Source organism: Pseudomonas azotoformans, from assembly GCF_001579805.1.
In the GTDB taxonomy this organism is placed as follows: Bacteria; Pseudomonadota; Gammaproteobacteria; order Pseudomonadales; family Pseudomonadaceae; genus Aquipseudomonas; species Aquipseudomonas azotoformans_A.
On record NZ_CP014546.1, the window covers coordinates 656753 to 675839 of the forward strand.

At 61.6% G+C, this 19087-nt stretch carries 18 protein-coding genes; 12 read left to right on the forward strand and 6 right to left on the reverse strand.

The features are described from left to right. The first annotated feature begins 14 nt into the window (after positions 1-14). A complete protein-coding gene (locus AYR47_RS03040) occupies positions 15-908 on the forward strand; it encodes a cation diffusion facilitator family transporter (RefSeq protein ID WP_033896460.1) in 894 nt (297 codons plus the stop codon). Here the strand turns inward: AYR47_RS03040 and AYR47_RS03045 are convergent. Then, positions 905-1981 (reverse strand): DUF6515 family protein, encoded by a 1077-nt coding sequence (locus AYR47_RS03045; protein WP_061434290.1) that lies wholly within the window; start codon positions 1979-1981, stop codon positions 905-907. The two genes, AYR47_RS03040 and AYR47_RS03045, sit on opposite strands and share 4 nt — an antisense overlap. A gap of 397 nt (positions 1982-2378) precedes the next feature. Between AYR47_RS03045 and AYR47_RS03050 the strand changes: the two genes are divergently transcribed. Together AYR47_RS03050 and AYR47_RS03055 are read left to right on the forward strand one after the other, a co-directional pair. After that, complete coding sequence (locus tag AYR47_RS03050) at positions 2379-2858, forward strand: Lrp/AsnC family transcriptional regulator (RefSeq protein WP_003194418.1); 480 nt, start codon at positions 2379-2381, stop codon at positions 2856-2858. Between the two features lie 90 nt (positions 2859-2948). Next, complete coding sequence (locus tag AYR47_RS03055) at positions 2949-3158, forward strand: DUF2788 domain-containing protein (protein WP_025999909.1); 210 nt, start codon at positions 2949-2951, stop codon at positions 3156-3158. On the opposite strand, the gene AYR47_RS03060 is transcribed toward AYR47_RS03055, so the two are convergent. From AYR47_RS03060 to AYR47_RS03075, 4 genes are all read right to left on the reverse strand, one after another. Continuing rightward, complete coding sequence (locus AYR47_RS03060; protein ID WP_033896458.1) at positions 3153-3788, reverse strand: pseudouridine synthase; 636 nt, start codon at positions 3786-3788, stop codon at positions 3153-3155. The genes AYR47_RS03055 and AYR47_RS03060 overlap by 6 nt on opposite strands. Positions 3789-3859: 71 nt before the next feature. Then, positions 3860-5332, reverse strand: a complete 1473-nt coding sequence (gene amn, locus AYR47_RS03065) for an AMP nucleosidase (RefSeq protein WP_162240105.1) — start codon at positions 5330-5332, stop codon at positions 3860-3862. Between the two features lie 66 nt (positions 5333-5398). Then, positions 5399-7045, reverse strand: coding sequence for an acyl-CoA dehydrogenase family protein (locus tag AYR47_RS03070; protein WP_061434292.1), 1647 nt, complete (start codon positions 7043-7045; stop codon positions 5399-5401). Between the two features lie 68 nt (positions 7046-7113). Continuing rightward, entirely contained in the window at positions 7114-9504 is a 2391-nt protein-coding gene (locus AYR47_RS03075; RefSeq protein ID WP_061434294.1) for a hybrid sensor histidine kinase/response regulator, read from the reverse strand. 276 nt (positions 9505-9780) lie between these two features. On the opposite strand from AYR47_RS03075, the gene AYR47_RS03080 reads away from it, so the two are divergent. The 4 genes from AYR47_RS03080 to AYR47_RS03095 all read left to right on the forward strand — a co-directional run bounded on the left by AYR47_RS03080 (position 9781) and on the right by AYR47_RS03095 (position 13301). Beyond that, a complete protein-coding gene (locus AYR47_RS03080; RefSeq protein WP_061434296.1) occupies positions 9781-10578 on the forward strand; it encodes a hydroxymethylpyrimidine/phosphomethylpyrimidine kinase in 798 nt (265 codons plus the stop codon). An 18-nt stretch (positions 10579-10596) separates the two neighbouring features. Next, positions 10597-11220, forward strand: a complete 624-nt coding sequence (gene thiE / locus AYR47_RS03085; RefSeq protein ID WP_033896453.1) for a thiamine phosphate synthase — start codon at positions 10597-10599, stop codon at positions 11218-11220. 17 nt (positions 11221-11237) lie between these two features. Continuing rightward, positions 11238-12521 carry a glutamate-1-semialdehyde 2,1-aminomutase gene (hemL, locus tag AYR47_RS03090; protein ID WP_033896452.1) on the forward strand — a complete coding sequence of 428 codons (1284 nt, stop codon included), beginning with the start codon at positions 11238-11240 and terminating at the stop codon, positions 12519-12521. Positions 12522-12746: 225 nt separating this feature from the next. Then, positions 12747-13301, forward strand: a complete 555-nt coding sequence (locus AYR47_RS03095) for a tetratricopeptide repeat protein (protein WP_033896451.1) — start codon at positions 12747-12749, stop codon at positions 13299-13301. 8 nt (positions 13302-13309) lie between these two features. On the opposite strand, the gene AYR47_RS03100 is transcribed toward AYR47_RS03095, so the two are convergent. Further along, on the reverse strand, positions 13310-13636 hold the full coding sequence (locus AYR47_RS03100; RefSeq protein ID WP_003194436.1) for a DUF1820 family protein: 327 nt from the start codon (positions 13634-13636) through the stop codon (positions 13310-13312). A 131-nt stretch (positions 13637-13767) separates the two neighbouring features. On the opposite strand from AYR47_RS03100, the gene miaB reads away from it, so the two are divergent. The 5 genes from miaB (at position 13768) to lnt (ending at position 19078) form a co-directional block, all read left to right on the forward strand. Next, positions 13768-15096, forward strand: a complete 1329-nt coding sequence (gene miaB / locus AYR47_RS03105; protein WP_033896450.1) for a tRNA (N6-isopentenyl adenosine(37)-C2)-methylthiotransferase MiaB — start codon at positions 13768-13770, stop codon at positions 15094-15096. 113 nt (positions 15097-15209) lie between these two features. Next, a complete protein-coding gene (locus AYR47_RS03110) occupies positions 15210-16214 on the forward strand; it encodes a PhoH family protein (RefSeq protein ID WP_061434298.1) in 1005 nt (334 codons plus the stop codon). Then, on the forward strand, positions 16207-16665 hold the full coding sequence (ybeY, locus tag AYR47_RS03115) for an rRNA maturation RNase YbeY (RefSeq protein WP_010206771.1): 459 nt from the start codon (positions 16207-16209) through the stop codon (positions 16663-16665). Before AYR47_RS03110 ends, ybeY begins: the two co-directional genes overlap by 8 nt. Positions 16666-16706: 41 nt before the next feature. Then, positions 16707-17546 carry an HlyC/CorC family transporter gene (locus AYR47_RS03120; RefSeq protein WP_010206772.1) on the forward strand — a complete coding sequence of 280 codons (840 nt, stop codon included), beginning with the start codon at positions 16707-16709 and terminating at the stop codon, positions 17544-17546. Positions 17547-17554: 8 nt separating this feature from the next. After that, on the forward strand, positions 17555-19078 hold the full coding sequence (lnt, locus tag AYR47_RS03125; protein ID WP_033896448.1) for an apolipoprotein N-acyltransferase: 1524 nt from the start codon (positions 17555-17557) through the stop codon (positions 19076-19078). The last annotated feature ends 9 nt before the right edge of the window (positions 19079-19087 follow it).

Genomic DNA, 19087 nt, shown 5'->3' on the forward strand with positions numbered 1-19087 from the left:
GATTCGAGCCGCCTATGACCAGCAGTCCCGAACACGCCAGGCTCCTGCGCCTGGCCACTCGCGCCTCGGTGGGCGTGGCTTGTGCGCTGATTATCACCAAGGCCATCGCCTGGTGGCTCAGCGGCTCGGTGAGCATGCTCGCCGGGTTGACCGACTCGCTGCTGGACGGCGTGACCTCGCTGCTGAACCTGCTGGCAGTGCATTACGCCCTGCGCCCGGCCGATGACGACCACCGTTATGGGCACGGCAAGGCGGAGTCGCTGTCGGGCATGGCCCAGGCGCTGTTTATCGGTGGCAGTGCGGTGTTGATCGCGTTCCAGGCCTATCAGCGTCTGCAACATCCGGAACCGGTGGGCGCGCCGTGGTTGAGCATTGGCGTGATCGTGTTTTCCTTGGTGCTGACCGTGGCGTTGCTGATGCTGCAACACCGGGTGATCCGCGAAACCGGCTCCAATGCCGTGCGCGCGGACTCATTGCACTACCGCTCCGACCTGATGCTCAACGGCAGCATCCTGGTGGCGCTGGTGCTGGCAGGGTTTGGCTACCATCAGGTCGACGCTTGGTTCGGCCTGGGCATTGCCGCCTACATCTTGTGGAGCGCCATCCAGATCGCCCGTGAAAGCTTTGCGGTATTGATGGATGAAGAACTACCACCGGACGTCAGCCAGCACATGCTGGAACTGGCCCGTGGCGTACCGGGCGTCTTGGGCGCGCATGATTTGCGCACGCGGATTTCTGGCAGCCACTGGTTTGTGCAGCTGCACCTGGAATTGCCGGGGGAATTGACGCTGTCAGTGGCCCACGGCATCAGCGACCAGGCCGCCGATGCGATTCACAAGGCTTACCCGCGTGCCGAAGTGCTGGTGCACGCCGACCCGCGGGAAGTGGTCACCGGCAATAAAACCTAGTACTGCACCTGATAACCGCGACTGCTCAGGCAGTTGCCCTGGGCCTGGCGGTAGGTTTGCACCACCGCCGGATCGGGGGCGTAGGTGACTTGCTGCGGGTCGAAGCCACTTTGCTGCACGGCCCAGCGATAACAGTCATACCCGTCCTGCTGCACCTGGGCCGGTGACTGGCCGTTGGCGGGGTACGCCACCACGTCATAGCCATTGCCTTGCGGCGCGGGCTGCGGTGCCGGAACGGCGGCCGGCGGTTGCACCACCACGTACTGCTGGGAGCTGCTTTCGTAGGTGTAGTAGGAACCCGCCGCGAGGAAGAACAGCGCGCTGCCGATCCACACTTCACGCGCGTAGTCCGGCAAGTAATGCACACGGATGCCATAGGGCGGCGTCACCACCACATAGCGCGGGCCTTGCGGGCGATACCAATAGCCGCCGGAGTAGAAGTAATCCTGCCCACGGTAAGGCACGCGGTAATTGCGGTCGGGGAAGCGGTCGATCACGTAGCCTGGGCGATGTTGCGGGCCAGGGCCCCAGCCGTTGCCATGGCCGTCGGGGCGACCGGGCCAGCGGTTGTCGCCGGGATGACCATTGCCATTGTTGTACCCACCGCCATTGTTACCGGGACGTGAGCCTGGGCCGCCGGCTTCCCAGTGCTGGTTGCCGTCATTGCGTCGAGGGATGTCGCGGTAATAGCCCTGGCGTGGTTCCTGGGTCTGGCGCACGGTGTCCGGACGGCTTTGGATCGGCAAGTTATTTGAAGGCTGGGGTTGTGGCTGCTGCACTGGCCGCCCCTGCTCATTGCCTTGCGGACGCCCTTGCCATTGGCCACCACCGTTCTGGCCTGCGCGATCAAAATGCTGATTCTGCGGGCGTGGCTGGTTGTTTTCCGGCCGTGGCTGAGTGTTCTGCGGACGCGGCTGTTCATTACCGCCCCCTGGCCGTCCGCCCTCCGGCCCTCTTTCATGCTGACCACCGCCCTCACCGCGCGGCCCGTTGTCCCGTTCGTCGGCCACTGCCTGGGCGCCAACGGTGACCATCAGCAAACCTACACCTGCCAAACGCCAGATGCGCTTCATGCTATTCCTCACTGCGGATTAGGGCCTGTCCATGAGACTGGAAAAGCCAGGCCCGGTTCTCGGACAGGTTATCAGCAGGCAAAAGAAAAGGGGTGACCCGTCGGCCACCCCTTGAGAACTTCGTCCTGGCTCAACGCTTTTGACGTTGGCTCACCTCACGCCGTCTTGTGGACAGTGTGCAGCCTGGAGGCCGGCTCAACCCTGCTGGGGTGGCGGCCGCAGCGGGCCTGATTGGGCGGGCTGCTTTGGACTGTTGTCCAGGCGGTGATTCTGTTGATAAAGATACCCGCCAGCGCCCGGCAAATGATTGCGAAGATTGCGTCAATAAACAGTGCTTGCGCAATTTTTAACCCTTCATGGATAATTCACCGCAATAGTTACGACAAAGGCCAACCCAATGAGCAAGCTTGACCGATACGACCTGAGTATTTTGGCGGAATTGCAACGTGATGCGCGGATCTCCAACCAGGAGCTGGCCGAACGCATCGGCTTGTCGCCGTCGCCGTGCTCGCGCCGGGTCAAGCAGTTGGAGGACGACGGTTACATCGCCCGCCAGGTCGCCTTGCTCGACCGCAAGATGCTCGGCCTGAGCCTGACCGCCTATGTATTGATCGGCATGGACCGCCACACGCCCGAACGTTTCGAGAATTTCGAAGCGGCGATCCGCACCCTGCCCCAGGTGCTGGAATGCAGTTTGGTCACCGGGATGGATGCGGACTATCAGCTGAAAGTAGTGGTGCCGGACATGGACCACTACCAGAAACTGCTGCTGGGACACCTGACCCGCATTGAAGGCGTGACCAGCGTACGCTCCAGCTTTGTGCTGAACCAAGTGCTCAACAGCACAGAATTGCCGTTGACGCACCTGCGTACTTGAGGTGCGACTGACCGACGCAGGTCAACTCCCGCCCTGTGACGCTGCCTTATACTCGCCGCTTACTCCGTCGGAAAAGACCCCGTGAATAACATCGACCCCGCCCTCTTTGAAGAATGGATGATGACCGGCCTGGTCACCATCCTGATCATTTTCATGGGCTTTATCGTCTGGGACCTGGCGAAGAAGTCCAAGGCCGGGCGTTTTGGCTCGTTTATCCTGTTCTTCGTGTTGGGCCTGGGCGTGGCCGCGTTCATCATCAAGAGCGTGGTGATCGGCCTGATCGAGTCCGGCGCCTTATAAGCGCGCCGGTACTTCCTTCCACTGGCCTTGATCCAGGCCGTCGATCGTCCACTCGCCAATGCGCACCCGCACCAGGCGCAAGGTAGGCAACCCCACGGCAGCGGTCATGCGCCGTACCTGGCGGTTACGCCCCTCGCGAATCACCAATTCAAGCCAGTAAGTCGGTATGTTTTTGCGAAAGCGCACCGGCGGGTTGCGTGGCCATAACTCGGGCTCATCCAACTGCCGCGCTTCGGCCGGTAAGGTTTTGCCATCATTCAACTCGACGCCATCGCGCAGGCGTTGCAGTTGCTCTTCGGTCGGTTCGCCTTCCACCTGCACCCAATAGGTTTTCGCCAGCTTGTGCTTGGGGTCGGCAATCCGTGCCTGCAACTGGCCATCGTTGGTCAGCAGCAACAAGCCTTCGCTGTCGCGGTCCAGGCGGCCCGCCGGGTAAATGCCGGGAATGTCGATGAAATCTTTGAGCGTCGCGCGTCCGCCTTCGTCGCTGAACTGGGTCAGCACGTCAAAGGGTTTATTGAACAGGATCAGTTTCGGCTCGGCCGGTGGCGCCTTGGCGACACGCCGCGCTGCGGAATACGGAGGTTTCACGCCAGGGCGGCGCGAATCGGGACGGGTGGGACGGGACATGGCTTCGGTACATCTAACGGTCAGGACCGACAATGCTAGTGGCCTGACCGTTAAATGACCATCCCAACCGCTTAGCGGAACGGCGGCTCGTCGAAGCTGCGCAGTTTGCGCGAGTGCAGCGAATTGAGTTCGGTGCGCAACAAATCCACCGCTTCGATGCCGATCTTCAAGTGCTGGCTCACTGCGCGCTCATAGAACGCGTTGGCCGAACCCGGCAGCTTGATCTCGCTGTGCAGCGGTTTGTCCGACACGCATAGCAAAGTACCGTACGGCACCCGCAAGCGATAACCCTGGGCGGCGATGGTGCCGCTTTCCATGTCCACGGCCACGGCGCGGGACAGGTTGATCAGCGGCCGTTCCTGGGCCCAACGCAGTTCCCAGTTGCGGTCGTCGTAGGTCAGCACGGTGCCGGTGCGCAGGCGTTTTTTCAGTTCTTCGCCTTTTTCGCCGGTAACGTTGGCTGCTGCTTGCTGCAACGCCATCTGCACTTCGGCCAGGGCCGGGATCGGGATGTTCGGCGGCACCACTCGGTCGAGAATCCCGTCGCGGCGCATGTAGGCGTGAGCCAGTACATAGTCGCCGATGGTCTGGGATTGGCGCAGGCCGCCGCAGTGACCGATCATCAGCCAGCAATGCGGACGCAGCACGGCCAGGTGGTCGGTGATGTTCTTCGCATTGGACGGACCGACGCCAATGTTGACCAACGTCACGCCGTGGCCGTCAGTGGCTTGCAAGTGATAAGCCGGCATCTGGTAGCGATGCCACACCACCCCGGCAGCAATGGCGGAGGCCTCGCCGTGGTCCATGCTCTTGTCGATCACCACGTTGCCCGGCAGCACCATGCGGATAAAACGCGGGTCGCTGCGCAATTGCTCCAGACCATGCAGGATGAACTGGTCGACATAACGGTGGTAGTTGGTCAGCAGGATCCACGGCTGCACATGGCGCCAATCGCTGCCGGTGTAGTGCACCAGGCGGCGCAGGGAAAAGTCCACGCGCGCCGCATCGAACAGCGCCAGGGGCAGTGGGTCAGTGTTTTCCCAGTCGTACAGGCCATCGGCAATGCCATCGGTGGCGGCAGACAGATCGGTACTCGGGAACACACGGGCCAGGGTCGCTGCGGTCACGCCGGAGCCGGCCAGTTCATCGCCCTGCTCCACCACGTACGGGTACGGGATGTTCTGTTGGCTGACGCCGACTTCCACCGTCACGGTGAAGTCGTGCATCAGCGGCACCAGTTGCTCCAGCAGGTATTTACGGAACGCCGCAGGATGGGTGACGGTGACGCTGTAGGTTCCCGGCAACTGAACCTTGGCATATGCGCGAGTGGTCTGTGGGACTTCGCCGTGGCAGTGGTAGGTCAGGCGCAGTTCCGGGTAGCGAAACAGCGCACGTTGCTCGGCGTCGGGTTCGACGCGGTCCTTGAGGTATTGCTTGAGGGCTTGATTGAGCGCGCCCGTGGCGCGCTCATGCAGGGCCGCCAGCCGATCCACGGCTTCTTCGGCGGTTTGAACGACAACAAAAGCTTCGGTCACGGTAAGCATCCTGTGTTCTGACGTGCAGGCCTTTATCTTGCCTGTATCCCCGTCAGACGCAAACTTTGAATGCAATCAACAAGGTGTGGACCTGGCGACAATCGCCGCTACATCCACACCTCGCGGCAACGTGCCATACACCCGACCGGACGATTCGCCCAAGCGACTGGCGATAAACCCATCGCTGACTGCCGCATTGCCGGCTTCCAGCAACAGCTTGGCCTGCAACGCCACGGCGATGTCTTCCGTAAGCTGGCGCGCACGGTATTGGATGTCCTGGGTGTCCATGAACGCCGACTTCAGCTGTTCGATATGCCGCGCCAGTAGCTTGTCGCCATGCCCATCCCCCAGTTCGACAAATAGCGCTTCCAGCACGCCCGGCTCTTTCGACAAGGCGCGCAGCACGTCCAGGCATTGCACGTTGCCGGAACCTTCCCACGTCGAATTCACCGGAGCCTCACGGTAAAGGCGCGGTAGGATGCTGTCCTCGACATACCCGGCACCGCCCATGCACTCGGCGGCTTCATTGATCATGGCCGGGGCGCGTTTGCAGATCCAATACTTGCCCACGGCTGTCACCAGCCTGGCGAACTTGGCTTCCTGCTCATCGCCCAAATGATCCAATGCGCGGCCCATGCGCATGCTCAGGGCCAGCGCGGATTCGCTTTCCAGCGCCAGGTCCGCCAGCACGTTTTGCATCAAGGGTTGCTCACTGAGTACCCGGCCCCCCACCGAACGGTGGGCACAATGATGGCTGGCCTGGGTCAGCGCCTGGCGCATCAATGCACTGGAGCCGACCATGCAATCGAAGCGGGTCATGGCAACCATCTCGATGATGGTCGGCACGCCACGCCCTTCTTCACCGATCATCCAAGCCAGGGCGCCACGGAACTCCACTTCGCTGGAGGCATTGGAGCAGTTGCCGAGTTTGTTTTTCAGGCGCTGGATATAGAACTCGTTGCGCGTGTCATCCGGGCGGTGCCGGGGCAGCAGGAAGCAGGTCAGCCCCTTGTCGGTTTGCGCCAGGGTCAGGAAGGCATCGCACATCGGTGCCGAGCAGAACCACTTGTGGCCCACCAGTTCATACGCCTGGCCCGGACCGCCGACGCCCACCGGGTAGGCGCGAGTGGTGTTGGCGCGCACGTCGGTGCCGCCCTGCTTCTCGGTCATGGCCATGCCGATGGTGGCGCCCGCCTTGTGGGCGATGCCGACATTGCGCGGGTCGTAGTGGGTATTGAGGATTTTCGGCAGCCAGGTCTTGGCCAGGTCCGGTTGCAAGCGCAGGGCCGGGACACAGGCGAAGGTCATGGTCAGCGGGCAACCGGTGCCGGCTTCAGCCTGGCTGTGCAGGTAGGTCATGGCGGCGCGGGCCACATGGGCGCCGGACTGCGGATGCGCCCAAGGCAGCGACGGCAAGCCATGTTCGACGGCGGTGCGCATCAGTTCGTGGTAAGCCGGGTGAAACTCCACCAGGTCGATGCGATGACCATAACGGTCATGGCTGCTGAACACCGGTTTGTTCTGGTTCGCCAGGAACCCCGCTTCCATCAGCGGCCCACCCGCCAGCGCACCGTAGGCATCGATACGCGCCTCTGCCCAACCCGCGCCAAAGCGGCGCGACCAGTCTTGCAGGGGTAAATCGATACGGTACAGGTTGGTGCCGTCCAGTGACGGCGGCTGGTTGGTGACGTCGTGGGTTTCGGCAAACTGATGCAGGTTCATGACGGGCCTCCTGGAAAAAGGCCACGTTCAGTTGAGGCCTGAATTTCAGTTAAGCACCGTCATACGGCTTAAAAAAGTGGCATACCCGCCGAATGTCCGGCGCTTTCGCCCTCTACCGGACACAACAACCGACGCGCCAACACCGCCTGCAAAGCCTCGAAACGCACAGGCTTGGCCAGGCGCTCAGAGAGGCCGATACCATGACAGTGCTCGCGCTCTGAAACATTCAGCGACGCACTCAAAGCAATCACCGGCAGCTCACCGCAGCCAGGCAGAGCACGGATCTGACAGCACAACGAGAAACCACCTTCAGGAATATCCAACAATACCGCGTCGAAATCTCCTGCTTGCAAGGCGGCCAAAGCGTTCGGGCCGGTGTCCACGGTTTTCACCCGGTATCCGAGCTTGAGCAACATGCCGCGCACCACCAGTTGGCCGACGCTGTTGTCGTCCACCAGCAGCACCGAGCACTCCTGAGGTGCGCGCTGCTTATCCGGCGCAGGCTTGGATTCAGGTGCTAGCGGGCTGACCTCCACTTCCAGCTGGAAACGACTGCCTTTGCGCGGCTCGGAATGATGGGTCAGACGCCCGCCCAGCAGCTCGATCAGTTGCCGGCAGATCGCCAGGCCGATACCCAGGCCGCCGTACTCGCGGGTCATGGAACCATCCAGTTGGAAGAACCGCTGATACAGGGTCGCCTCGTCAAGGAAGGCAAAGCCGATACCGGTATCGGTCACGATAAAGCTCAAGCGCAAGCCACCGTCACTCTGGGGCACGCCGACCACGCGCAGGCGCACCGAGCCTTCATGGGTGAACTTGAAGGCGTTGTCCAGCAGGCAATCCAGGCACTGCAGCAGTTTGTCGACGTCGCCCAGTACGCGGTCCGGCAACTCGTCCGCCACATCAATGGAGAACGCCAGGCCTTTGCTCTGGGCGCTGGCGGTGAACTGCTGGCGCAAAGTGTCGAGCGTGCCGCGCAGGCTGAATACCTGGGACTGCGCGCTCAAGCGGCCGGCCTGCAATTCGGTGAGGGTGAGGATGCCGTTGACCATGCGCATCATGTCCCGCGCCGAACCGGCGGCGGTTTGATGGTATTGCGCCAGGTCCGCGTCCAGAGGCACGGTCTGCATCAGTTCGAGGGAGCCGATCACGCCGTTCATGGGCGTGCGCAGTTCATGGGTCAGGGTGGCGAGGAACTCATCCTTGAGACGGTTGCTGCGCGCCAATTGCTGGTTGAGCACTTCAAGCTTCTGACTGGCATCGAACAGGATCTGCGCCTGTTGCTCGCGCATGGAATTGATGCGGTCGGCCAGGGCCAGGGACAGCAGCGCCACTTCAATCGCCGAGCCGATCTGGCTGGCGTACATGGTCAGGAATACGTTAGGCAGATAACCCAGCACCATCAGCGTATTCACCACCCCACCCAGCAGGAACGCCGACCAGGCGATGATGAAATAGCGCGCCACGCGCTGGCCGCAGTACCAGGCCTTGATGGCGGCGACAAAAATAGTCACGGTAAACACCAGCGCCAAACCGGTGGCCAGGCGCAGCGCCAGGGCGTAGCTGGTCATCAACGACAGCAGCATCACCACACCGCCGCAGGCCACCAGTGCCAGCAACAGGCGGTTGATCCAATGACTGTGCTGGGCCGTGTGCAAAAAGCTGCGCGCAAACAGGCTGCCGAACAACGCCGCCGAGCCGATCAGGAATGGCGTCGCGGCATTCGCCCACCAGGGATTGTTCGGCCAGAAATACTCCACCGCCGCACCGTTGACCGACAGCTGGTACATGCCGAACGAGGCGATATAGAAGATGTAATAGAGGTAGCTGGTGTCGCGCACGCTGAGGTAGATGAACAGGTTGTAGACCAACATCCCCAGCAACACGCCATAGATCAGGCCCAGTACATACAGGCGCAGCGGCTGTTGCTCCAGGTAAGCGGTGCTGGACCAGAGCGTCAGAGGCGCCTGGATCGAGCCTTCGCTTTGCAGGCGCAGGTACAGGGTTTTTGCCTCGCCCGGCGTGAAGTCGACCTTGAACAGGTAGTTGTTCTGGCGGATCTCACGGGCGGAAAACGGCAGCGCATCCCCGGTGCGCCCGGCCAGGCGGTAGGTGCCGGTGTTGTCGGGCAGGTAGAGGTCAAGATGGTCGAGCGGTGGGTACGCCAGCTCCAGCAACCAGGTGCGCTGCGCTTCGGGATTCGTGGGCAGGTACTGCAGGTTGACCTTGAGCCAGAACACCGAGCGCGAGTAGCCGGCATTCAGGGTGTCTTTATCGTGGGGTTTGAACTGCGCAGTGGCGGACGGCGCACTGACATCCGCGATGGTGAGGGCATCGGTCGGGTCTTCGAGCACTTGCATGGCTCGGCCCAACGGCAGGCTTCGCGTGTCCTGGTTGAACTCGATGGCGTTGGCGAGCAGCGGCAGCCCGCACAACAATAAAATCAGCAAATAGCGCATAGAGCCCCAGCGTGGCCTGTCCGGTTATGTCAAAAAGCCCCCCATTCCTTTTGAGAAGACGTACACCGGCAATACAGTTAGTCGTTTGGATCCACTCTAGCATAGCTGCTAAAGGCCACTAGGCACCATTGAAATAATTTTTTGAAAGGCTCTAGAACGCGGCTTTCAGCGATTTTTATCGACCGTAAAACCGCCAAAAAAGCGTCACGGCGATGGCAAAATTCAACCATCGCCAGACGGCCCCGCCAAAAGCGTTTGGTGGTAAGCTCGCGCACCATGAATATCTACAGCTCTCGTCCCGTTGTCCTCTGTCTCTCCGGCCATGACCCCAGTGGTGGCGCCGGCTTGCAGGCAGATATCGAAGCCCTGCTCGCCCAGGGTTGCCATGCCGCTGCGGCCGTCACCGCCTTGACCGTGCAAAACACCGTCAATGTCAGCGATTTCCGCGTGCTCGACCGCGAGTGGGTACTGGCCCAGGCCAATGCCGTGCTCGGCGATTCCGAAGTGGCGGCGGTCAAGCTGGGCATGCTCGGCTCCACCGCGATGGTCGACACCGTCGTCGAACTGTTGCAAGCGCATCCGCACCTGCCAGTGGTGTGCGACCCGGTGCTGCGCGCCGGCGGCGGTGGCAGCCTGGGCAAGGACGAAGTCGGTTATGCAATGCGCGAGCGGCTTTTCCCGCTGTCGTTGATCGCCACGCCCAACCTGCCGGAAGCGCGCATCCTCGCGGAGCTGCCTGAAGGCACGGCGGACGAATGCGCCGAGAAACTGTTGCCGTACATCAAGCACCTGCTGATCACCGGCGGCCATGGCGACGAGCACGAAGTGCACAACCGCCTCTACAGCCGCGACGGCACGCGCCAGAGCTTTACCTGCCAGCGCCTGCCCGGCAGCTATCACGGCTCGGGCTGTACGTTGGCCAGTGCGTTGTCCGGTCGGATTGCCCAGGGCGAAGGCTTGGTGAGCGCCGTACAATCGGCCCTCAACTACACTTGGCGCACCCTGCGTGACGCCGAACAACTCGGCCAGGGCCAGTTCGTACCGCGCCGGTTGCCGCTGGATTTCTGCTCTTAAGATCAAGGGGCCTGCCCGATGAAATTACGTGGCCTTTACGCCATTACCGACAGCCAACTGTTGGCCGGTAAATTCCTCGCCTACGTCGAAGCCGCGTTGGACGGTGGCGTGACCCTGCTGCAATACCGCGACAAAAGCAGCGACGAAGCCCGGCGCCTGCGTGAAGCAGAAAAACTGCGGGAGCTGTGCTCGCGCTACAAGACCCAGCTGATCATCAACGACGACGCCGAACTGGCTGCGCGCCTCGGCGTCGGTGTGCACCTGGGCCAGACCGACGGCCCGCTGACCCCGGCCCGCGCCCTGCTTGGCTCCAAAGCCATCATCGGTTCCACCTGCCACAGCCAGATCGAACTGGCCGAGCAGGCCGCCAAGGAAGGCGCCAGTTATGTCGCCTTCGGCCGCTTCTTCAATTCCAACACCAAGCCCGGCGCACCGGCCGCCACCACAGAGATGCTGGCCCAGGCCCGTACACGTTTGCAGCTGCCGATCTGCGTGATTGGCGGCATCACCCTGGAGAACGCCCAGCCCTTGGTGGCCCACGGCGCCGACCTGCTGGCGGTGGTGCATGGCCTGTTTGGCGCCGACAGCACCCAGGAAGTCACGCGCCGCGCCCGTGCGTTCAACGCCCTTTTTCAGATTTGATTCAAGAGAGCCCGATCATGTCCCGTTCCGAAACGCTGTTTGCCAATGCCCAGAAACACATCCCCGGCGGTGTGAACTCCCCCGTGCGTGCGTTCAAGAGCGTGGGCGGCACGCCGCTGTTCTTCAAGCACGCCGAAGGCGCCTACGTCACTGACGAAGATGACAAGCGCTATGTGGATTACGTCGGCTCCTGGGGCCCGATGATCCTCGGCCACAGCCATCCGGACGTGCTGGACGCAGTGCGCAAGCAACTGGAACACGGCCTGTCCTACGGCGCGCCGACCGCCATGGAAACCGAAATGGCCGATCTGGTCTGCTCGATCGTGCCGTCGATGGAAATGGTGCGCATGGTCAGCTCCGGCACCGAAGCCACCATGAGCGCGATCCGCCTGGCCCGTGGTTTCACCGGCCGCGACAGCATCATCAAGTTCGAAGGCTGCTACCACGGCCACTCCGACAGCTTGCTGGTGAAAGCCGGTTCCGGCCTGCTGACCCAAGGCGTGCCAAGCTCCGCCGGTGTGCCGGCGGCGTTCGCCAAACACACTCTGACCCTGCCGTTCAACGACATCGCCGCTGTCGAGCAAATGCTCAATGAAGTAGGCCAGGACGTGGCGTGCATCATCGTCGAGCCGGTGGCCGGCAACATGAATTGCGTGCCCCCGGCGCCAGGCTTCCTCGAAGGCCTGCGCGAGCAGTGCGACAAGCACGGCGTGGTGTTGATTTTCGACGAAGTGATGACCGGTTTCCGCGTTGCCCTGGGTGGGGCCCAGGCTCACTACGGCGTCACGCCGGACCTGAGCACCTTCGGCAAGATCATCGGAGGTGGCATGCCGGTGGGCTGCTTCGGCGGCAAGCGCGACATCATGCAGCACATCGCGCCACTGGGTCCGGTGTACCAGGCGGGCACCTTGTCGGGTAACCCGTTGGCCATGGCCGCCGGCCTGACCACCCTGCGCCTGATCAGCCGCCCGGGCTTCCACGCCGAGCTGACCGACTACACCACGCGCCTGCTCGACGGCCTGCAACAGCGTGCCGATGCCGCCGGTATCCCGTTTGTCACCACCCAGGCGGGCGGGATGTTCGGCCTGTATTTCAGCGGCGCCGACGATATCGTCACTTTTGATGACGTGATGGGCAGTGACGCCGATCTGTTCAAGCGCTTCTTCCACCTGATGTTGGAAGGCGGTGTGTACCTGGCGCCAAGCGCTTTCGAAGCCGGCTTCACCTCGATCGCCCACGGCGAAGCCGAGCTGAAACTGACCCTCGATGCCGCCGAACGCGCGTTTGCCGCATTGAAATAATGGGTCGTACAAATCAGGCACCGCGCAAACGGTGTCTGATTTGCTACTTTGCTTACAGAGATTTCCGCGTTTTTTAGAGAAATCACCTGCAATCCGGCAGATAACTTGCCCAAGCAGCAGAAAAACGAGTAAAGACTTTGTAAGCAGAGGCCTGCTTATTTCATAATGCGCGCTTATTGGATCCCCCGAGGGTCCGCGCGCCCCGTCAGAGGTAAGTCGATTCCCATGAAACGCACCGGCCGCACCCTGGTTCTGGGCTGCCTGTTGCTCCTTCAGCCGCTGCTGGCACACGCACAAGCAGGCGGCAACTCGTTGTTAATCCCAGCGATGGGTCGTTGCACCCTCAATACCCAGCCAGACAGCCAGGCCGAAGCCCTGAGCGCGTGCCAGAAACAGGCCGACGGCGGGGATGCGCAGGCGCAATACGAGTTGGGCGAGTACTTCCACGACAGCAAAAACCCCGCCCGCGACCTCAACAAGGCCTTGAGTTACTTCGAGAAAGCCTCGCTGCAGGGCCACGCCGAAGCTCAATTCAAGCTGGGCACCATGTTCTTCAAAGGCGAAGGCGTGCCGGCCAACAATGTCCAGGCGTATATCGTGCTGAAAATGGCCGCGGTCAACGGCGCCGAAGACGCGCTGGACACCGCCGACGAAGTCGCCGAGCACATGCAGCGCGATGAGTTGGAAGTGGCGACCCAGGTGCTGGGGCAGATCTTCCGCAATTACCTTCAGGAACTGCAGAGTGCCGACGGGCGTTCGCCCTTCTCACCCCTGCCCTGACAGCGCCTTTACTTCTCTGGCATCGGCATCGGGAATGGCATCACATTGCTGGTGCCACGCGCTTCGCTGATCTTCGGCGTGCCCAAACGCTCGACCTCATCGATGCGCACAATCGAATGCATCGGCACAAAGCTGCGCACCACGCCTTCGAATTGCGCCTTGAGCTTCTCTTCGCCCGGATCGACGACCAACTGGGTGCGCTCGCCAAAGACGAACTCTTCCACCTCCAGGAAACCCCACAGATCGCTCTGATAGATCTGCTTGGCGTACATTTCGAACACCTGGCCCTGGTTGAGGAAAATCACCTTGTAGATTGGAGCTTCACGTTTGGTCATGGTGGGTGAATAACACATCGGGGATATAAAAGAGGGCGCGAACTATAGCATGGCACCCGATGCACAACGCTAGGAACCAATGGGCATGCCCCCTATAATGCGCGGTTCTTTACCACCAGTTGACGATTCCCATGGCCAAGAAGCTTTACATCGAAACCCACGGTTGCCAGATGAACGAGTACGACAGCTCGCGCATGGTCGATCTGCTGGGTGAACACCAGGCCCTGGAAGTCACCGCCCGCGCCGAAGATGCCGACGTGATCCTGCTCAATACCTGCTCGATCCGCGAGCGGGCCCAGGACCGTGTGTACTCCCAGCTGGGCCGCTGGCGCGAATTGAAACTGGCCAACCCGGACATGGTGATCGCCGTCGGCGGTTGCGTGGCCAGCCAGGAAGGTGCCGCCATTCGCGACCGCGCGCCCTATGTCGACGTGGTGTTCGGCCCGCAGACCCTGCACCGTCTGCCGGAAATGATCGACGCCGCGCGCTTGACCAAGCTGCCCCAGGTCGACGTGTCATTCCCTGAAATAGAAAAATTCGACCATTTGCCCGAGCCACGCATCGACGGTCCGAGCGCCTACGTGTCGGTGATGGAAGGTTGCAGCAAGTACTGCACCTTCTGCGTGGTGCCCTACACCCGTGGCGAAGAAGTCAGCCGGCCATTTGACGACGTGCTGTCGGAAATCATCCACCTGGCTGAAAACGGCGTGCGCGAAGTGACGCTGCTGGGCCAGAACGTCAATGGCTATCGCGGCCAGACCCATGATGGCCGCCTCGCTGACCTGGCGGAGTTGATCCGCGTGGTCGCCGCCGTGGACGGTATCGAGCGCATCCGCTACACCACCTCGCACCCACTGGAATTCTCCGACAGCCTGATCCAGGCCCACGCCGAAGTGCCGGAACTGGTCAAGCACCTGCACCTGCCGGTGCAATCGGGCTCGGACCGCATCCTCGCGGCGATGAAGCGCAACCACACGGCCCTGGAATACAAATCCAAACTGCGCAAATTGCGCGCGGCGGTGCCGGGTATCTGCATCAGCTCGGACTTTATCGTCGGTTTCCCCGGTGAAACCGAGAAAGACTTCCAGCAGACCATGAAGCTCATCGAAGACGTCGGCTTCGACTTCTCCTACTCATTCGTCTACAGCCAGCGCCCCGGCACGCCGGCGGCCGACTTGGCGGATGAAACCCCGGAAGCGCTGAAAAAAGAGCGCCTCAACGCGCTGCAACACCGCTTGAATCAGCAGGGTTTCGAGATCAGCCGACAAATGGTCGGTTCCACCCAGCGCATCCTGGTCACCGACTACTCGAAAAAAGACCCGGGCGAACTGCAAGGCCGTACCGAGAACAACCGAATCGTAAACTTCCGTTGCGATAATCCGACCCTGATCGGCCAGTTTGCCGATGTGCACATCGACGCGGCACAGCCCCATTCGCTGCGCGGGTCGTTGATCCCGTAATCACTCTTTGAATTATCGCCAGCCAACATGTGCCGTTTAAGTGCTTTCGCACACAGCCGGCTGGCGTTATTCTCTATTTCACCTCAACAGCCAAAGGGCGGCTAAAAGCGACCTTGAACGCACCCATAGCAGAACCCCATCGTTTTATTCTCGAGCCCTTTGAGGCTCTCCGTTTCGCCAACCTGTGCGGACAGTTCGACGAGCACCTGCGCCTGATCGAACAACGCCTGGGCATCGAGATCCGCAACCGCGGCAATCAGTTCGAGCTCATTGGTGAAGCCCAACACACCCAATCTGCAGAAAACCTGCTGCGCCGTCTCTACCGCGAAACCAAGGGTAGCGAGCTGTCGCCAGAAATCGTGCACCTGTATTTGCAGGAATCGGCTGTGGAAGACTTGGCCAACAACCCAGTCGCTGAAGCCAGCGTGGCCCTGCGTACCAAGAAAGGCATGATTCGCCCAAAGGGCTTGAATCAGCAGAAGTACGTCAAGGCAATCCTCGGTAACGACATCAATTTCGGCATCGGCCCCGCCGGTACCGGCAAGACCTACCTGGCCGTGGCCTGCGCGGTCGACGCGTTGGAACGCGAGCAAGTACGCCGCATCCTGCTGGTGCGCCCGGCAGTCGAAGCGGGCGAAAAGCTCGGCTTCCTGCCTGGCGACCTGGCCCAGAAGATCGACCCGTACCTGCGCCCGCTCTACGACGCGCTGTACGAGATGCTCGGCTTTGAATACGTGGCCAAGCTGATCGAGCGCCAGGTGATCGAGATCGCCCCGCTGGCCTACATGCGCGGCCGCACCTTGAGCAACAGTTTCATCATCCTCGACGAAAGCCAGAACACGACGGTCGAGCAAATGAAGATGTTCCTGACCCGCATCGGGTTCGGCTCCACGGCCATTATCACCGGCGACATTACCCAGGTTGACCTGCCCAAAGGCACCAAGTCGGGCTTGAGCCACGTGATTGAAGTGCTCAAGGACGTGCCGGGCATCAGTTTCACGCATTTCTCGCCCAAGGACGTGGTGCGTCACCCGCTGGTGCAGCGCATTGTCGAAGCCTACGAGCGCTTTGAACACCGCGATGACGGGCTGTCCAAGGACGTTCGCCGCGATGCTTGAGCTTGACCTGCAGCTGGCCACCGACGCGCCCGCCCCCAGCGAAGCGCAGTTCCGCCAATGGTGCGCCCTGGCCCTGCGCCAGCGCACCGCCGACTCGGAGCTGACCATTCGTCTGGTGGACGAGCCCGAGGGCCGCGAACTGAATCACACCTGGCGCCAGAAGGACTACGCGACCAACGTGCTGTCCTTTCCCGCCGACGTACCGGATGAGCTGCTGGATATCCCGCTGCTGGGCGATCTGGTCATCTGTGTCGCCGTGGTGGAGCGCGAGGCGAAGGAACAAGGCAAGGAACTTGAGGCCCATTGGGCCCATCTAGTCATCCACGGCTGCTTGCATCTCTTGGGTTACGACCATATAGACGATGACGAAGCCGAGGAAATGGAAACACTGGAACAAACGTTGCTAGCAGAATTGGGTCATCCGGACCCGTATGCCGACGACGAAGTTTAAAAACACTCAACTGTAACAATAAAGGATTCAGAGTAATCGCTATGAGCGAAGACCGATCGAGCAACGGGCAGAAGTCATGGCTGGGTAAACTGACCCAGGCTTTTGCCCACGAGCCGAAAAACCGCCAGGAGCTGCTTGAGCTGCTGCGCGAGGCCCATCAGAACAAGTTGCTGGACAGCGAAGCGCTGGCCATCGTCGAAGGCGCCATCCAGGTGGCTGACCTGCAAGTACGCGACATCATGGTCCCGCGCTCGCAGATGATCAGCATCAAGGCGACCCAGACCCCACGGGAATTCCTCCCGGCCGTGATCGACTCGGCGCACTCGCGCTACCCGGTGATCGGTGAAAGCCATGACGACGTCATGGGCGTCCTGCTGGCAAAGGACCTGCTGCCGTTGATCCTCAAGGAGAACGGCGACAGCTTCAACATCAAGGACCTGCTGCGTCCGGCCACCTTCGTGCCCGAGTCCAAGCGCCTGAACGTGTTGCTGCGTGAATTCCGCGCCAACCACAATCACATGGCCATCGTGATCGACGAATACGGCGGCGTGGCCGGCCTGGTGACGATTGAAGACGTGCTGGAACAGATCGTCGGCGACATCGAAGACGAACACGACGTCGAAGAAGACAGCTACATCAAGCCACTACCCAGCGGTGACTTCCTGATCAAGGCGCTGACGCCGATCGAGAACTTCAATGAGTTCTTCGACAGCGAATTCTCCGATGACGAGTTCGATACCGTGGGCGGCCTGGTGATGAGTGCGTTCGGGCATCTGCCAAAACGTAACGAGACCACCGAGATCGGCGCGTATCGCTTTCGCATCCTGAATGCCGACAGCCGCCGGATTCACTTGATTCGCCTGACACCTATTGCCCGCTAAGGAATGACATGCAGCGCCTAACCCGCCCCGGCTGGCCCGGTAATTTGCTGGCCGTGGTGGCCGGCGCCATCACCACCCTGGCGCTGGCGCCGTTCGACCTGTGGCCGTTTGCGCTGGTCGCGGTCGGCCTGTTCTATGTCGGGCTGCGGGACCTGAGCCCGCGCCAGGCATTGGGTCGCGGCTGGTGTTTCGGCTTCGGCCTGTTCGGCGCCGGCACCAGTTGGATCTACTACAGCATCCACCACTTCGGCGGTGCTTCGGTGCTGCTGGCGGGTTTCCTGATGCTGCTGTTTACCGCCGCCATCGCCTGGTTCTTCGCCCTGCCCGCCTGGCTGTGGGCGCGCTGGTTACGGCGCAATGAGGCGCCGTTGGCGGATGCACTGACGTTTGCCGCGTTGTGGGTGGGCCAGGAAGCGTTTCGCGGTTGGTTCCTCACTGGTTTCCCGTGGCTGTACTCCGGCTACAGCCAGCTTGACGGCCCGCTGACTGGCTTGGCCCCCGTGGGCGGCATGTGGCTGATCTCCTTTGCCCTGGCACTCACGGCGGCGCTGCTGTGCAACCTGCCGCGCCTGCTGGCCGGCAAGCGCAACGCCTTTATCGGCGCAGGCCTGGTGCTGCTGGTCGCGCCCTGGGCCATCGGCCTGGCGCTCAAGCATCACGCCTGGACCAGCCCGTCCGGTGCGCCACTGACCGTGGCCGCCCTCCAGGGCAACGTCGAACAAAGCATGAAGTGGGATCCGGAGCAGCTCAACGCACAGCTCGCGTTGTATCGCGACATGAGCTTCAGCTCCAAGCCCGTCGACCTGCTGGTATGGCCGGAAACCGCCGTGCCCGTGCTCAAGGAGTCTGTCGAAGGCTACCTGGGCATGATGGGCAAGTTCGCTGCGGACCGGCACACTGCGCTGATCACCGGCGTACCGATCCGCCAGGAAGTGCATCACCAGAAGCGCTACTTCAACGGCATCACCGTGGTCGGCGAAGGCGACGGCACCTACCTCAAGCAGAAGCTGGTGCCGTTTGGCGAGTACGTGCCGCTGCAGGACATGCTGCGCGGCCTGATTGCGTTCTTTGATCTGCCAATGTCGGACTTCGCTCGCGGCCCTGCCGACCAGGCAATGCTGCAGGCCAAGGGCTATCAGATCGCGCCGTTCATCTGCTACGAAGTGGTCTACCCGGAGTTCGCTGCCGGCCTGTCAGCCCAGAGCGATCTGCTGCTGACCATCAGCAACGACACCTGGTTCGGCCGCTCCATCGGCCCGTTGCAGCACCTGCAAATGGCGCAGATGCGTGCACTGGAAGCCGGGCGCTGGATGATCCGCGCCACCAACAATGGGGTGACCGGCTTGATCAACCCGTTCGGGCAGATCACCGCGCAGATCCCGCAGTTCGAGCGCGGCATCCTCTACGGTGAAGTGGTGCCGATGCACAACCTCACGCCGTACCTGCAATGGCGTTCGTGGCCGTTGATCATTCTGTGCCTGGGGTTGTTTGGCTGGGCGCTGCTGGCGGGCAGGATGTCGAAGACCCTGTAGGTTTCGCGA

Excerpts from the sequence above, each read along its gene's own strand:
- amn (WP_162240105.1), bottom strand. The coding sequence starts at position 5,332 with ATGCTTACCGTGACCGAAGCTTTTGTTGTCGTTCAAACCGCCGAAGAA.
- AYR47_RS03080 (WP_061434296.1), top strand. The coding sequence starts at position 9,781 with ATGAATATCTACAGCTCTCGTCCCGTTGTCCTCTGTCTCTCCGGCCAT.
- AYR47_RS03050 (WP_003194418.1), top strand. The coding sequence starts at position 2,379 with ATGAGCAAGCTTGACCGATACGACCTGAGTATTTTGGCGGAATTGCAA.
- AYR47_RS03075 (WP_061434294.1), bottom strand. The coding sequence starts at position 9,504 with ATGCGCTATTTGCTGATTTTATTGTTGTGCGGGCTGCCGCTGCTCGCC.
- AYR47_RS03060 (WP_033896458.1), bottom strand. The coding sequence starts at position 3,788 with ATGTCCCGTCCCACCCGTCCCGATTCGCGCCGCCCTGGCGTGAAACCT.
- AYR47_RS03095 (WP_033896451.1), top strand. The coding sequence starts at position 12,747 with ATGAAACGCACCGGCCGCACCCTGGTTCTGGGCTGCCTGTTGCTCCTT.
- hemL (WP_033896452.1), top strand. The coding sequence starts at position 11,238 with ATGTCCCGTTCCGAAACGCTGTTTGCCAATGCCCAGAAACACATCCCC.
- AYR47_RS03045 (WP_061434290.1), bottom strand. The coding sequence starts at position 1,981 with ATGAAGCGCATCTGGCGTTTGGCAGGTGTAGGTTTGCTGATGGTCACC.
- thiE (WP_033896453.1), top strand. The coding sequence starts at position 10,597 with ATGAAATTACGTGGCCTTTACGCCATTACCGACAGCCAACTGTTGGCC.
- ybeY (WP_010206771.1), top strand. The coding sequence starts at position 16,207 with ATGCTTGAGCTTGACCTGCAGCTGGCCACCGACGCGCCCGCCCCCAGC.
- lnt (WP_033896448.1), top strand. The coding sequence starts at position 17,555 with ATGCAGCGCCTAACCCGCCCCGGCTGGCCCGGTAATTTGCTGGCCGTG.
- AYR47_RS03070 (WP_061434292.1), bottom strand. The coding sequence starts at position 7,045 with ATGAACCTGCATCAGTTTGCCGAAACCCACGACGTCACCAACCAGCCG.
- AYR47_RS03040 (WP_033896460.1), top strand. The coding sequence starts at position 15 with ATGACCAGCAGTCCCGAACACGCCAGGCTCCTGCGCCTGGCCACTCGC.
- AYR47_RS03120 (WP_010206772.1), top strand. The coding sequence starts at position 16,707 with ATGAGCGAAGACCGATCGAGCAACGGGCAGAAGTCATGGCTGGGTAAA.
- miaB (WP_033896450.1), top strand. The coding sequence starts at position 13,768 with ATGGCCAAGAAGCTTTACATCGAAACCCACGGTTGCCAGATGAACGAG.
- AYR47_RS03100 (WP_003194436.1), bottom strand. The coding sequence starts at position 13,636 with ATGACCAAACGTGAAGCTCCAATCTACAAGGTGATTTTCCTCAACCAG.